Annotated in this window: 11 protein-coding genes; 6 read left to right on the top strand and 5 right to left on the bottom strand. The window is 59.2% G+C overall.

All coding sequences use genetic code 11. The features are described 5' to 3' along the window. The first annotated feature begins 487 nt into the window (after window positions 1-487). Entirely contained in the window at window positions 488-1,180 is a 693-nt protein-coding gene (locus BLT50_RS15155) for a sugar transferase (RefSeq protein ID WP_090029549.1), read from the top strand. A 138-nt stretch (window positions 1,181-1,318) separates the two neighbouring features. Beyond that, window positions 1,319-3,766, top strand: a complete 2,448-nt coding sequence (locus BLT50_RS15150) for a tetratricopeptide repeat protein (RefSeq protein ID WP_090029548.1) — start codon at window positions 1,319-1,321, stop codon at window positions 3,764-3,766. 245 nt (window positions 3,767-4,011) lie between these two features. Here the strand turns inward: BLT50_RS15150 and BLT50_RS15145 are convergent, their stop codons facing one another. Both BLT50_RS15145 and BLT50_RS15140 read right to left on the bottom strand, forming a co-directional pair. Continuing rightward, the gene (locus BLT50_RS15145) at window positions 4,012-4,659 is read right to left on the bottom strand and encodes a VPLPA-CTERM sorting domain-containing protein (protein ID WP_175491494.1); all 648 of its coding nucleotides are present in this window, start codon (window positions 4,657-4,659) and stop codon (window positions 4,012-4,014) included. Window positions 4,660-4,938: 279 nt separating this feature from the next. Beyond that, the gene (locus BLT50_RS15140; RefSeq protein WP_090029546.1) at window positions 4,939-5,163 is read right to left on the bottom strand and encodes a hypothetical protein; all 225 of its coding nucleotides are present in this window, start codon (window positions 5,161-5,163) and stop codon (window positions 4,939-4,941) included. Window positions 5,164-5,456: 293 nt separating this feature from the next. On the opposite strand from BLT50_RS15140, the gene BLT50_RS15135 reads away from it, so the two are divergent. The 3 genes from BLT50_RS15135 to BLT50_RS15125 all read left to right on the top strand — a co-directional run bounded on the left by BLT50_RS15135 (window position 5,457) and on the right by BLT50_RS15125 (window position 8,213). After that, complete coding sequence (locus BLT50_RS15135) at window positions 5,457-6,065, top strand: polysaccharide biosynthesis/export family protein (protein WP_090029545.1); 609 nt, start codon at window positions 5,457-5,459, stop codon at window positions 6,063-6,065. A 21-nt stretch (window positions 6,066-6,086) separates the two neighbouring features. Then, window positions 6,087-7,481, top strand: a complete 1,395-nt coding sequence (locus BLT50_RS15130) for a porin family protein (RefSeq protein WP_090029544.1) — start codon at window positions 6,087-6,089, stop codon at window positions 7,479-7,481. Window positions 7,482-7,553: 72 nt separating this feature from the next. Continuing rightward, complete coding sequence (locus BLT50_RS15125) at window positions 7,554-8,213, top strand: rhomboid family intramembrane serine protease (protein ID WP_090029543.1); 660 nt, start codon at window positions 7,554-7,556, stop codon at window positions 8,211-8,213. A 6-nt stretch (window positions 8,214-8,219) separates the two neighbouring features. Here the strand turns inward: BLT50_RS15125 and BLT50_RS15120 are convergent, their stop codons facing one another. The 3 genes from BLT50_RS15120 to BLT50_RS15110 form a co-directional block, all read right to left on the bottom strand. After that, window positions 8,220-9,608: an efflux transporter outer membrane subunit gene (locus BLT50_RS15120; protein WP_090029542.1), complete on the bottom strand. Its 1,389-nt coding sequence runs from the start codon at window positions 9,606-9,608 to the stop codon at window positions 8,220-8,222. A gap of 174 nt (window positions 9,609-9,782) precedes the next feature. Continuing rightward, window positions 9,783-11,096, bottom strand: coding sequence for an HlyD family type I secretion periplasmic adaptor subunit (locus tag BLT50_RS15115; protein WP_281241655.1), 1,314 nt, complete (start codon window positions 11,094-11,096; stop codon window positions 9,783-9,785). Then, window positions 11,093-12,835, bottom strand: a complete 1,743-nt coding sequence (locus BLT50_RS15110; RefSeq protein ID WP_090029540.1) for a type I secretion system permease/ATPase — start codon at window positions 12,833-12,835, stop codon at window positions 11,093-11,095. The genes BLT50_RS15115 and BLT50_RS15110 overlap by 4 nt, the downstream gene beginning before the upstream one ends. A 162-nt stretch (window positions 12,836-12,997) precedes the next feature. On the opposite strand from BLT50_RS15110, the gene BLT50_RS15105 reads away from it, so the two are divergent. Then, the gene (locus BLT50_RS15105) at window positions 12,998-13,771 is read left to right on the top strand and encodes a metallophosphoesterase family protein (RefSeq protein WP_245723405.1); all 774 of its coding nucleotides are present in this window, start codon (window positions 12,998-13,000) and stop codon (window positions 13,769-13,771) included. The last annotated feature ends 31 nt before the right edge of the window (window positions 13,772-13,802 follow it).

Raw genomic sequence — 13,802 nt, 5'->3', positions numbered from 1 at the left:
CTAGCACATATTCGTTCGAACGCCACCGATCAGAGTTTGTTCGAACGCCACCGATCAGAGAACGAAAACTCCCGCGTGAGGCAATAACCTGGCGCTTTGTTAACATGTGGTCAGGACTAAGGAGTTTTGGTGTCGCCCGCCGTTTCCTCGGCGCAAGCCGGCACACGATTCGCCAGAAGCCGCCCGAAATCCGCCACAAAGCGGCGCGGCCCCGGTTGAGAAGTGTAGACAATCAGGAGATTTTTTTTCATTTGCCCTAATGTTTAAACAATGCACAATCAATAGTTGCAAACATCAGTGTCCGACCGCGCAATTGTGGCTTTTTTGGAGTTTCTTCTTTGCGCAGTGGTGACCAAGTGTTACCTTTTGGTTAACGAAAAATCCGGCATTTGGTCGGGATAAACAAGGCATTCGTTCGAGCGGTAAATTTTAATCTATGCGTCTCTGACCGGCTCGGTCGTTGATGCAGTCTAGGGTATGTATTGATATGACTATCCAACAGAAAAATTTTTCAACTGACGTTCAGTTTGTTAAACCCGTCGCCCTTGCCACGCAGCACAGCGTTTCCCGTTCGGGCTTTTATCGCAGCTTTGTCAAACGCCTGATCGATGTGGCCGCCGTTCTGGCGTTCGCGCCGATCGTGCTGCCTTTCGTCGTCTTCCTCGGCATTTTGGTCGCGCTAGACGGCCGCAATCCTTTCTATTCGCAGAAACGCGTAGGTCGCGACGGCAAGATTTTCACCATGTGGAAACTGCGCACAATGGTGCCCGACGCGGATACCAAGTTGCAGGCGCATCTCGACACAAATCCCGACGCCCGGGCTGAATGGGACGATATGCAAAAGCTGTCATGCGACCCGCGCATTACGCGCCTGGGCCGGGTTCTGCGCAAAACGTCCCTCGATGAGCTGCCGCAACTTTGGAACGTGTTCGTCGGTGACATGAGCCTGGTCGGCCCGCGCCCCATGCTGCCCGAGCAACAGCGCCTCTACCCCGGAGCGGCTTATTACGAAATGCGCCCCGGCATAACTGGCTACTGGCAGATTTCTGACCGCAACCAGACGACCTTTGCTGCGCGCGCCAGCTACGACAATCAGTATTACCGCGATGTCAGCCTGACTACCGATCTGTCGGTTCTGACATCCACGGTCGCCGTGGTCCTGCGCGGAACCGGCTGCTGATCAAGGGCTCAGCATCTAAAGGTAACAAGGCCGTTTGTGACGCTTTCACAAACGGCCTCGTTTATTTACACTAATGACGATCATCGCCCCGGTCTTGTAACCGGAGAATTAGTAAACTGAATTCGTCCAAGGGAAATCATGCGCCTCAAGTCAGCCGTCATTCCGGCAATTCTTCTTTCCGCTTCGCTTACTCTGACCGGCTGCCAAAGCTCGGAGGAACGCGCCCAGGAACATTTTGAAAGGGGTATGGAGCTCCTTGCCGAGGGCGATGCAAAGCGTGCCTTCGTCGAGTTCCGCAACGTGTTCAAGCTGAACCCGACACACAAAGAAGCCCGAATCGCCTATGCACGCGCACAGATGGAGCGCGGCAACTTCAGCGAAGCATACGGCCAATTCCTTCGTGTTGCGGAGCAATATCCAGAAGAGACCGAGCCAAGAATTGTGCTGGCCGAAATGGCGATCAACGCACGCAACTGGGACGAGGCGCAGCGCCATGGCAAAGCCGCGATGGAACAGGCGCCCGACGATCCAAGGGTCAAGGTGATCCGGATCGCTCTGGATTACTTCGAAGCTGTGCGTGAGAACGAGCCAGCCGCAATCGGCAATCTCGCAGACGAAGCACGCCAGGCTCTGCAAGAGATGCCCGACAACAAGATCGCTCGGCGCATCGTGATCGACCAGCTGTTGCTGAACGATCGCTTCGAAGAAGCGCTTCCGGTCATCGATGCCGGGCTTGAGCTTTTCCCGGAAGATCCCGAATTGCATGAGCTGAAGCTCACGTCCCAAATTCGTTCAAGGAAGATGGACGACGTCGGCGCGACCCTCCGTGAAATGGTTTCGACCTTCCCCGACAATGAACGCGCGCGTCGCCTTTTGATTGCCTGGTATATCGAACAGGGTGACATGGACGGCGCCGAGAAGTTCCTTCGCGAACTGGCGGCACGGCCGGATGCAGAGGCCGGTGCAAACCTCGCCATCGTGCAATTCCTGCGCAACGCAAAGGGTGACGACGCGGCCCGGGCAGAATTGGAACGGCTTGCCGCATCAGAAGAAGAGCCGACGGTCTATGTGTCCCTTCTCGCTTCAATGGATTTCGAAAAAGGCGACAGGGACAAAGCGATCTCGACGTTGGAGCAATTGGTCGACGGGATTGAACCGGCCACCGAGCAAGGCAACAACGCAAAACTTCTTCTGGCGCAAATGCTGCTTGCCACCAACAATCCGGTGGGCGCAAGGGCGCGGGTCGAGGAAATCCTGGCAGACGATGCCAGCCATGTCGGGGCGCTCAAGATGCGCGCCGCCTGGCGTATCGACGACGACGAACCGGGCGAAGCGATCATTGATTTGCGCACCGCTCTTTCGCAAGCTCCGCGAGATGCCGACGTCATGACGCTGATGGCGCGCGCGCACGAACGCGCCGGCGACCGCGCACTGGCGGGCGAACGCTATGCCCTCGCGGTCGAATTCTCGAACAAGGCCCCAGTCGAGTCCCTGCGCTATGCAAGCTTTCTCATGGGAGAAGGCCGCGTAGAAGCGGCCGAAGCCGTCGTTACCGAAGCACTGAATGAAGCACCGGAAAACATCCCCCTGCTAGAGATGCTCGGCGCGCTCAACATCCGGGCGAAGGACTGGAACGAAACGCAGCGCACCATCTGGAAACTGCGGGCAATTGAAAGCGATCAGGCCACCGAAGTTGCCAACCGGGTCGAAGCCGAGATGCTTCTGCAACAGGATCGGGTCGACGACACCGTAAACTTCCTCGAACAGATATCGCGCGAATCCGGCGACCTGAGGACACTTTCGGCGCTGGTTCAAACGCAGGTCCGCAACGGCAATATCGATGAAGCGGTCAACGTCGTTCAAGAGAAACTGGATGAAGCCCCGCGCGATCCCGCATTGCGCTTTCTGCGGGCAGGTCTGCATGTGCTTTCCGGCGAACGCGACCAGGCAGAAGAAAAGTACAAGGAAATTCTGGCCGAGTATCCAGCTAACGATGCCGTGATCCGCGCGCTTTACAGTCTGTTGCTGGCCGAAGGACGTCAGGCCGACGCCCGCGCGCTGGTCGACGAGCAAATTGCCAGGAACCCGAACGCTTTGAATGTTCGCCTGATCAAGGCCGAAATTCTAGAACGTGACCGCGACTTCGAAGGCGCTATTGCGATCTACGAACAGCTCTACCAGGAAAACAGCAGCAACATGGTCGTTGCCAACAACCTGGCGAGCCTGATTTCGACGCACCGGGACGATGCCGAAAGCCTAGAACGCGCCTATGCAGTCGCCCGGCGCCTGCGAGGGATCGAGGTTCCCCCGCTTCAGGATACGTATGGTTGGATCGAATTCCGCCGCGGCAACTTCGAAGAAGCACTGGCGCATCTCGAGCCGGCAGCGGCCGGATTGCCGAACGATCCTCTGGTGCAGTACCACCTTGGCCGCACCTACCTTGAGCTCAAGGATTTCGTGAAAGCCCGTGAGCAACTTGAGAAGGCAATCAAACTGTCAGGCGACACGCCCCTGCCCCAGATCGAAACCGCCAAGGAATTGCTGGAAACGATTCCGGCGGATGGCACGGGCAGCACGGCAGACTGACCGTTCCTTCGCGCTGAAGAACGTAAACCCGGGAACCCATTGGTTCCCGGGTTTTTCTTTGATCTTTGACGCCATTGGGCGCTCCCTACCCGACGAATTGAGCGTCGCTCCAAAGCAACGCAAGGCGCTACTGGCGGTAGGCGACACGAGATCCAATCTCTTTTGGCTCGCCCCGGTGGACCGGCCAGAAAAAAGGGGCCCACGAACGGACCCCTCAATGCCTCGGTTACGAGACTTGCTTGCTATCAAGCAGCTTTCTTGCGACGACGCGCAACTGCCATGCCGCCGAGAGCGGTCAGAAGCAGCACGCCGCCTGCGGGCAGCGGCACGACCGAAATGCGGACGACCATGTCGTCAAAGTCGCTGTCGCCACGGCCATCACCGAAGAAGGCGAGCGCGTTCTCGCTGTCTTCCAGATAGAAAGCGATGCTCAGGTCGGGGTCGGTTTGGCCGACACCGTTGGTGATGGTCTCAACACCGCCGCCCTTGATGGTCGCGAACGCAAAATCGATGAAAGTCGGAAGGTCATCCGCGTAAATGCGGTCACCTTTCGAGCTTGTCTTGTTGTTCAGCACACCACCTGCCAGGTTCAGCGCAGTGTTAGTTGCACCTGCTTCGGTACCCAGGAACGTGATCTTGACAGTGCTCTTGCTAGAAATGGTCAGACCATTCCCCGCGATAACCGATGCAAAACCGTCGCCGAACCGAGCAACAGTATCGCCTGCGCCAATCGTCGGCACCGGTGCGTACGCACCCAGACCACTGTAATCAGGGTTGTGGTTGCCAGGGAGCGCGCCGTAGTCGCCCCCAGAAATCGACAGCGTTGCGGCTGCCGCGGCGGATGCCATCATTATCGAGCTGACGGCGGCTCCAATTGCCATTTTGAAATTCATTGTTAACTCCTGCGTTTCAAACGCCGCCATCCCACCCTAGGAAACTAGCGACACCTTCATAGAAGTTAACGCAAAGTCGCTTCAAAAAAAAGCCTTCCCTTCGCCACAATTGCCACAATACCGCCTTCTAGCCCGAAATTCGCGCACGAAAATCGATGCCGTGCGCACAGCGCCAGGACATATCAGTCGGATTGTTCTCAGATCGCAGTCAATCACTGCTATTGGGGAGCGATTGAACACTGTGAAATAGGCAAGTGAGGATGATTCGGGCCGATGAGATCAGCTGCCGTGGACGCTCTGCATCGGCTTTCCGCTAGACACCCCGTCTGGCATGGCAGGGTTCATAGCGTCGCAAATGATTGCCCGCGCGAAAGCAGCACACAGCACAACGAACCCCGTCGCTGCGTAAATAGAAACCGCCATCCACAACGACCCGTAAATCAGGGCCGAACCGAGCCCGGTCAGCATACCTGCCAGACCTGCGACAACCACGAATGCCAGCATTTGCCACTCCTGTTTTGCCTGAGGTGACGCCCGTAAAACGAGAATCCTCCAAGTTCCGTGAACACAGTTGACCACGCGACTACGGCCAAAATGAAACGAGATTTTGTTACTATCGCCTTAAGCTGGACACGGTTCTGACACTTTCAGACAGCCCCCTGGAAACCTGTTGCCAACTTGGCACGTATGCTTGCCACCAGCGTCCAATCGAAAGAATTTGCCAGAAATCCCTTCCAGTACGGGCCGCTAGAGAGTAATTTTCATGCAAATTTTGCACAAACCCACGAGAGTCCGGCATGAAACCCTTTTTCGCATTCTTGGTCGCTCTGCTGATCACGCCCCTGATGGGCGACATCGCACAAGCCCAAAGCTACAGAATCAAACCTGGTGATGTCGTCCGGGTCGAAGTTCTCGAAGATTCCAGCATCAACCGGAACGCCCTTGTTCTTCCAGACGGCCAGATTTCATTGCCGCTGGCCGGAACTGTGCGCGCAGGCGGTCGCACTGTCGACCAGGTCCGCGCCGACATTGCCAGCAAGCTGGCACCCAACTTTGCGAACGCACCGACCGTGTTTGTCGCACTGAGCAATCTGGCCCCGGGAACCGCAGGTACGGGCGTTGCTGCCCCCGCAACCGACACGATCTATGTCTTGGGCGAAGTCGCAAAACCCGGCGTTGTCGAGTTGGAGCGCGGAACCACCGTTCTGCAAGCCCTGGCAGCGGTCGGCGGGTTCTCGAAATTCGCAGCGACCAAGCGCATCCAACTGCGCCGCGTCGAAAAGAACCGCGAGCGCATCTACAACATCAACTACGATGACATCCTGATGGGCAAAACCAGCATCGGCACCACGATGCTGACTGCTGGCGATGTCATCATCGTGCCTCAACGCAAGCTCTTCGAATAACCCTGATTGGTGGGGGCTAACGTGAAAACGAAGAAAACCGGACTGGCGCTTGCTTCGGGGCTTCTGGGGTGTGCTGTTCTTCCTGCTCTCGCGCAGCAAAGCGAAAGCGGGATGCGGGCAGTTTTCGGCATCAGCCAGGAATTGGAGGCCGGGGACAACCTTGCCCTTGAGTTTCCCGAAGAAGGGTCGACCGTCCTGTCTACGACGACACTGTCGTTCGACTTCCTGACAGAGACACGAACCCAGCAATTGTCCTTCGGTATCGACGGCAAGATACGGGCTGGGCGCATCCCGAGCGGTAGTGACCTGCAGACCGGCTTCGTCGAACCCGGTGCCCGCCTCGCATACAGCCGCGAAGCCGCGAATGCGAAAATCTCGGCCAGCGCGAATTACCGCGAAACCGACATTTCCTTCCTCTTGCCGCTGTCCGAATTCATCGACGAGAACGGTATCATCGTACTGCCCGAGGATTTCGAGGATCTGCGCGGGTCAGGAACCCGCCAAACCTATGGCGCCAATATCGGGTTTGAAACGGGGCTGAAAGCGCCTCTCGGCTTCAACTTCAATGCCGGTGTCAGCGGTATTTCCTATTCCGGCCCCGGCACGACAGGTCTGACGGATATACGCCGCTCCAACCTGAGCATAGGCGCGCGGCTCAGGTTCTCGGATGTGACGACAGGCGAGATCACCCTCGCACAAAAAACCTACGAAGCCGATGATGCACTGAATACCGAACGCGACACGGAATCGTGGGAATTCGCGCTGACCCGGGACGTGTCCGAAGCGGCGACACTGACCGCGGCCATTGGATATACCGATATCGAAGAGCGCGAGAACGGATCGGTTGTCCTGCGCGAGGACGGTTTGAACGGGCGCCTGTCCTATTCGCTGGATTTGCCCAACGGGTCGATCGGTGCGTCCTATGCCGCGACCCGTGATCAGAACGGTCTGCGCGATACGGTGCGCGTAAACCGCGCCCTAGACCTGCCCACCGGCAGCCTTGCATTCAATATCGGTACGACGCGAAAAGATGGTGGAAACGCCAACCTGATCGGCGGGATCAACTGGCAGAATACCCTTCCGACCGGTTCGATCCGGCTGGGCCTGCAGCGCAACGTCACCGTGAACGCCGACGACGAAGAACGCATCGCAACGACACTCGATCTTGGCTACATCTACGAAATCAACGCGCTGTCCAGCATTCGCTTCAATGCCGCCTACGGCATGACCGAGCAAAGCAGCGGGGCCGACACGCGGCGCACGGATATCACGCTCGGGTATGCCTATGCGCTTACCGAAGACTGGAACCTCAACACCGGCGTGGCGTATCGTGTGCGGGACGAAGATGTTCTTGGGAAATCGGACTCCGCTTCGATCTATGTTACGATCGGCCGCAGCTTCACAGTATTTGATTAAAGTGCCTCACGCGTCGCGGGGGGCGTACCGACGCTTCGTTCATCCGTTTCGCCCGAAAAGTGCGGGGGCCGAATGTTTCGCCTGAAGAACCTCGGCCGCGTGCCTGTCGCATTGCTGCTTCTGGCAATACCCTGCATCGGGATCGAGCTCATCCTGCAAGGTGCCGATCACGGGTTTTGGGGCACGCAGCGGTGGCGTGCCCTGATCTATCAATTCGGCGCGTTCTGGCCCGGCCTGCTTGTCGGATGGCGGCCGAATTTCAGCGCGCAACCTGTAACCATGTTCGCCACCTACGCCTTTCTGCACGGCGGCTTGCTGCACCTTGCGGTGAACATGATCACGCTGTTCTCACTCGGCGGTGCGACAATCGCACAGGTGGGGCAAAGGCGCTTTCTGGCGATCTACGTCCTGTCCACCCTTCTGGGCGGCGCGTTCTTCGCGCTGCTTTCACACAGTGGGTTCCGGCCGATGGTTGGTGCCTCAGGCGCGCTTTTCGGCCTTGCCGGTGCGTTGGTGACATGGAACATCATTCACACGCTGAAAAGCGATCCGGGGATCTGGATCGCAGCGGCTTCGATCCTGTGGCCGATCGGCATTCTCGTGCTGTTGAACGTGCTGATGTATGTCGGAACTGGCGGCACCGTCGCTTGGGAAACCCACCTTGGCGGGTTCTTGGGCGGTGCAGGGCTGGCGCTATTCCTCCGATCACCGCCGGCACGATCAGGCGCTTAGGCTGCTTCAGCCTTCGTCTTGCATTGGTTGCGGCTCGGGTTCGACGCGCTCGGCGTGTTCGGCTGTCGGGGTATCATGACCGACGCCCAAGGCAACGCGCAGCGCGACATAGGCCGCAGCAAGATCGCGCAGGTTCCGCGCCAATCCCTGGCGCGCCGTCGAAAGCGAACGCTCGCGGTCGATGATGTCCAGAACGGTCGCGTTGCCCCCCTCGCCGACAAGACGCCGCGACAGGTTGAGCGCCCGTTCGTTATAAGAGACAAGTTCCCGCGATGCGGCCGATGCCTCGTTCGCGGCAGCAAGGGCGGCCAGCGCGTTTTCGACCTCTTCGACGGCGCCAAGCACACTCAGGCGCCAGCGGATAAAGGCCTGCTGCGCCCTTGCCGCTGCGGCGTCTTCGGCAGCGGCAAGCGAGGGCTGCGAAAACACGGGCACGGTCACACCCGCGATAAGGCTTTCGGCATTCGCGCCGTTACCGTTCAGCGGGGCCGTCAGCAGACCGCTAAGGCTCAGGCTGGGATAGCGCGCGGCCTCGGCCACGCCCATGTCCGACACGGCCGCCGCGTATTGCCGCTCCGCCACACGGATATCCGGCCGCGCCCGAAGCAGGTCAGCCGGCACGCCAAGACTGCCGACACCCATCGGGACTGGTTGCGCGCCATTGCCGCCAAGATCGATGCCCAGATGACCGACCGGAACGCCAAGAAGCGTGGAAATCCGGTTGCGCTGCGCCACGATGTCCGAACGGATCTGCGGCACCTCGGCGCGCGTTTCGGCCACCAGCGCCTGTGCGCGCAGAACGTCGAGTCGCGTCGCGGCGCCAGCATCGAGCTGCGTACGGATGTCACGAAGCGTCCGCTGGCGCGAGTTCAGATCCTGTTGACGTAGCGCGAGGCTGCTCTGAAGAAAACGCAGATTGATATAGCTTTCGCTCAGGTCAGACAGAAGCAGGCGCTTGGCCTCGGCCTCGCCCAGTTCGGCGGCCTGAAGGCGTTGCTGCGCGGCGCGGCTGGCCCACTGCTTGCGGGCGGGAACGCCGAAATTCGCATCCAACTCGGCGCTGCCGATATCCGCACTGTCGGAATTGTCGCGCGCCTGCAGGGTCAGATCGCCAAGTGGTGTGACGCTGTCGCGGCGGAATACGGCCTCGGCCTCACGGATACGCTCGCGCGCCTCGGCCACGGTCAGGTTGTCGGAAAGCCCCTTGGCGACAAGCTGGTTCAGAACCGGATCGTTGAACGCCTTCCACCAATAAAGCTCGGATGGGCTGGCCTTGGTCACTGGTGCAACCAACGAATACCTGTCCGGCAGGTTCATTGTCGGGGTTTCGTAATCCGGCCCGATACTACACCCGGCCACGGCGCAAGCGACGCTGAAAATAAGGACGGTCCGCATTTGAAATGCTCGTTTTTCTGCCTCTCGGGTCGTTATTCTTGCATGCGTTTGCGCATGTCTTTTTGACCCTTTGGAAGGATCAATAGCAGAATTCCCCCCAATTTGCCACTTTGAGCAACCATTTGAGGTGCAGAGCAAAAACTGTTGCGGATTTGCGTCAGGTTCGCTTTCTGCCTATTCGCGGAAAGCGCGGTCGAAAAAGGCGGCCATCGGTTCGACAAGATAGCCAAGCGGCGTACGGTTGCCCGTCTGGATGAAGGACTCAACCGGCATGCCCGGCAACAGGGTCAGCGACCCGAGCTTGTCGATCTCGGCCGACGCCAATTGAATTTCGACCGAGTAATAGCTTTGGCCGGTCGCGTCATCCATCAACACATCCGCTGAAATCCGATCGACCTGCCCGCGAATATCCGGCGTTTCTCGCTGGTCGAAGGCGGGAAACTTCAACGCGGCCTCTTGCCCGACGAAAACTTCGTCGACGTTGATCGCATCGACACGCGCCGAAACGACAAGCGGCTGATCCTGCGGGACGATATACATGACCGGCTGGGCGGGCTGGACCACCGATTGGCGGGCAAAGACCTGCATTCCATATACGATACCCGACATCGGCGCGCGAATTTCGAGCCGCGATATGCGGTCCTGCAGCGAAGTGCGCCGCTCCCGCAGTTCGATCTCGCGAAACTCGAGGTCGCGCAGCCGCGATACGGCGTTCTCGCGCCGTTGCGTGGTCAGTTGGAGCAAGGCGATGCCGTTGCTGGCCTTTTGGCCGCGCAGTTCGGCGATTTCCGCTTCGATACGGCCGATCTGGCCGCGCTGCCCGGCAATGTCGCGCATGATCTCACTGACGCGGGCCGCACGGGTCAAACGCTGATTCAAAAGGGTTTGCTCGGCCTCCAGATCACGGGTCATGAGCTCGGCCTGTTCCTGCAGGGCGGCAAGTTGCGCGTTCAGGCCTTCGATCCGGTTGTCGATTTGCTGGTTCTGCTCGGCCAGCAGGTTGCGTTCCTGCTCCAGGGCTTCGTTGCGGGACAAGAACAGGGTTTCCTCACCGGACAGAAGGCTTGCCACATCCGCATCATCCGCAGCCGCCGTGACTAGTTCGGGCGCGAAAACAATCGTGTCCACCCCGTCGCGCTCTGCCTCGAGGCGGGACTTGCGGGCCGACAATTCGCGCAGTTGGCCTTCTACGATGGTCAACTCGCTGACCAGTTGCGACCCGTCCAGCCGGATCAGAACCTCACCTTCCTGAACCTGGTCACTTTCACCCACCAGAATTTCGCCGACAACGCCGCCTTCGGGGTGCTGGATCACCTGCCGGTTGGATTCGACCTTGACTTGTCCCGGCGCCACAACCGCGCCCGAGATTTCCGCGCTGACGGACCAAAAGCCCAATCCGCCAACCAAAATGACAAGCGCAAGGATGCCAGCGCTTAGCGGGCGCCAGCCGCTCCATTTCGGATCCTGATCAAATGCGTTTCCGTTCACTTCGACACCTTTTGCGGCCGGACGACCTGCGGACGTTTCGCTGGCTTGGGCGTGCCGGCGAGAACCGTGCTCAACACCTCGTCGCGCGGCCCGAATGCGACAAGCGCGCCCTGGTCCATCACCATGAGAAGATCGCATTCCGCGATCGCGGCGGGCCTGTGCGTCATCACGATCACGCCCCTGCCCTGCGCCTTGAACTCTTTCACCGTTTCATTCAACGCCTGCGATCCATCGGCATCCAGCATCGAGTTCGGCTCATCCAGGATCAAGAGCGAGGGGTCGCCATGGATCGCACGGGCAAGTGCAATGCGTTGCTTCTGGCCGCCGGAAAGCTGGTTTTCGTTCCCTTCCAGAAAGGTGTCGTAGCCATTTTCCAACTGCATGATCATTTCATGGGCGTTCGCCTTTTTCGCGGCAGAAACAACGGCTTGAGAATCCGGTTCCAACGACATCCGGCGGATGTTCTCGGCGACTGTGCCCCCGAACAGGCTGACCGTCTGGGGCAAGTAGCCGATATGCAGCCCAAGCGTCGGACCGTATTGATCGAGCGTTGCGCCGCCAAGCCGTGCCTCTCCTGCGGCGATGGGCCAATATCCGGCCAACGCGCGCGCCAGTGTGGATTTCCCCGACCCGCTCTTGCCGATCACACCGAGCGCCTGGCCCGGCTCCAGCGTGAAAGACACGTTGCGCACCGTGGGTTTCTTGGTGCCCGGCGGCACGATGGTCAGGCCCTTGACCACCAACCGTGCCTCGGGTTTCGGAAGGTCGGTGCGGTCCGGTTCGTGCGGCACGACGGCCAGGAACCGTTCGAGCGTCCGCCAGCCGGCCCGCGCGCGCTGCACCACCGGCCAGTTGCCCATCGCCTGTTCGATCGGTGCCAGAGCGCGCCCCAAAAGGATCGATCCGGCGATCATCGAACCCGCCGTCATTTCGCCTTGCAGAACCAGATAAGCCCCAAGCCCAAGGATCGCCGACTGGAGGAATAGGCGAAATGCCTTGGTCGCTGATGTGAACAGCCCGGTCCAGTCGTTCGCTGTGATATTCTGCTGCAGCGACAGATTGCGAAGCCGCTTGTAGCGCTGCTGCAAGCTGTCACGCATGCCCTGGCTGAGGGCGACTTCGCTCGCTTCGTGCGATTGTTCGGCAAACGCATGGGCGCGTTGCGTGGCGATCTGCGCCGTCCTGACGCGGTTTGTCGTGAATATCTGGTTCATCAGCGCCAGTGCGATGATGATTGCACCGCCCGCAACCGAGATCCAGCCAAGCATCGGATGGAATATGAAAATCGCGGCGATGAAAATCGGCGTCCACGGCATGTCCATGATCGCAAGAAGAACCGGCGAAACAAAGATGTTCTGCAAGGCGTCGAGATCGCGCAGAACGGCGGTGCAAGCCGCCCGCTCATGCGGGTTCATCGACCGCCGCAGCGTAGCCGAGAACAGCCGCCCGTCAAGGACCGTCTGAAACCGCGCGCCCACACGGGCCATCACGCGACCCCGGGCATAATCCAGCACGCCCATAAGGACGTAAAGCATTGTCACCAAAAGAGAAAGCGCCACAAGTGTCTCAACCGACCGGGATGTCAGCACCCGGTCATAGACTTGCAGCATGTACAAGGGGCCGGTCAGCATCAGCAAGTTGACGAAGACCGAGAACACGAAAGCCCATATCAGCAAACCCAAACCTTTGCGCCGGGCTGCGCGTAATTCCTGAATCCCCGGGGCCGGCTGTTCTGTCATGCTGCTCTTTGCCCTTGTCGTAGCCGATATGAATCCGTCGAGTCTTGGCGCGTAAACGGAAACAATCTCTGAACGCATTCTTCAATTGTCATTTGGTTAATGCATCGGGCGATCCTATTCCAGTCCTAAGACCATAAAGGCCTGCTTGCTTTGCACCCGGATGTGCCGCAGGACAGGGATATGAGCGGATTTCAGCAAATCATGCGACTTTTCGGCGGTAAAAGCCCGGCGTTTACGGCGCCGCTGGCACCCGACATGCCCTTCGTGGCCGTGGGTGATATTCACGGGCGCGCCGATCTGCTGGATCAACTGCTGGAAAAACTGCCGACATTGGCACCGGATATGCCTTGCGTCTTTGTAGGTGACTATGTCGATCGCGGCCCCGAAAGCGCAGCGGTGTTGCGGCGCCTGCGTGCACTTGAGATGGATGGCGGAGGCAATGTGATCTGCCTGCTCGGCAATCACGAAGCGATGCTTCTGGACGCCATCGACTCCCCCACTGAAAGCGCGAAATTCTGGCTCGGAAATGGTGGGAACAAGACCCTGCAAAGCCTTGGCATTCCTGACGATATTACCCCCAAGGATTTGCCTGCCGCCCTAAAGGATGCGCTCGGCGCAGATGTGCTGAGCTGGCTGCGCAACAGGCCACTTCTCTGGCAGAACGGCAACGTCATCGTCTGCCATGCAGGCGGCGATCCCGAGCGCCCCCTGGAAGCGCGGCGCGGGCATGCACTTCTCTGGGGGCATCCCCGGCTTCACACCTCCCCGCGCCAGGATGGCCTTTGGGTGGTTCATGGACATTTCATCCAGGCCACACCACATGTTCAGATGGGTCGGGTCGCAATCGATACCGGGGCCTACAAGACAGACCGTCTGACGGCGGCCAGGATCACGCGGGAAGGCGTGGATTTTTTCACAACCAGTTCAACGAAATAGACGCCCGCCAGCCCCTTGAAGAAGGCTGTTC

Origin of the sequence: Lutimaribacter saemankumensis (assembly GCF_900100005.1) — a bacterium.
In the GTDB taxonomy this organism is placed as follows: domain Bacteria; phylum Pseudomonadota; class Alphaproteobacteria; order Rhodobacterales; family Rhodobacteraceae; genus Lutimaribacter; species Lutimaribacter saemankumensis.
The sequence above is the reverse complement of the archived record's forward strand: the minus strand, read 5'-3'. Positions and strand labels throughout refer to the sequence as shown.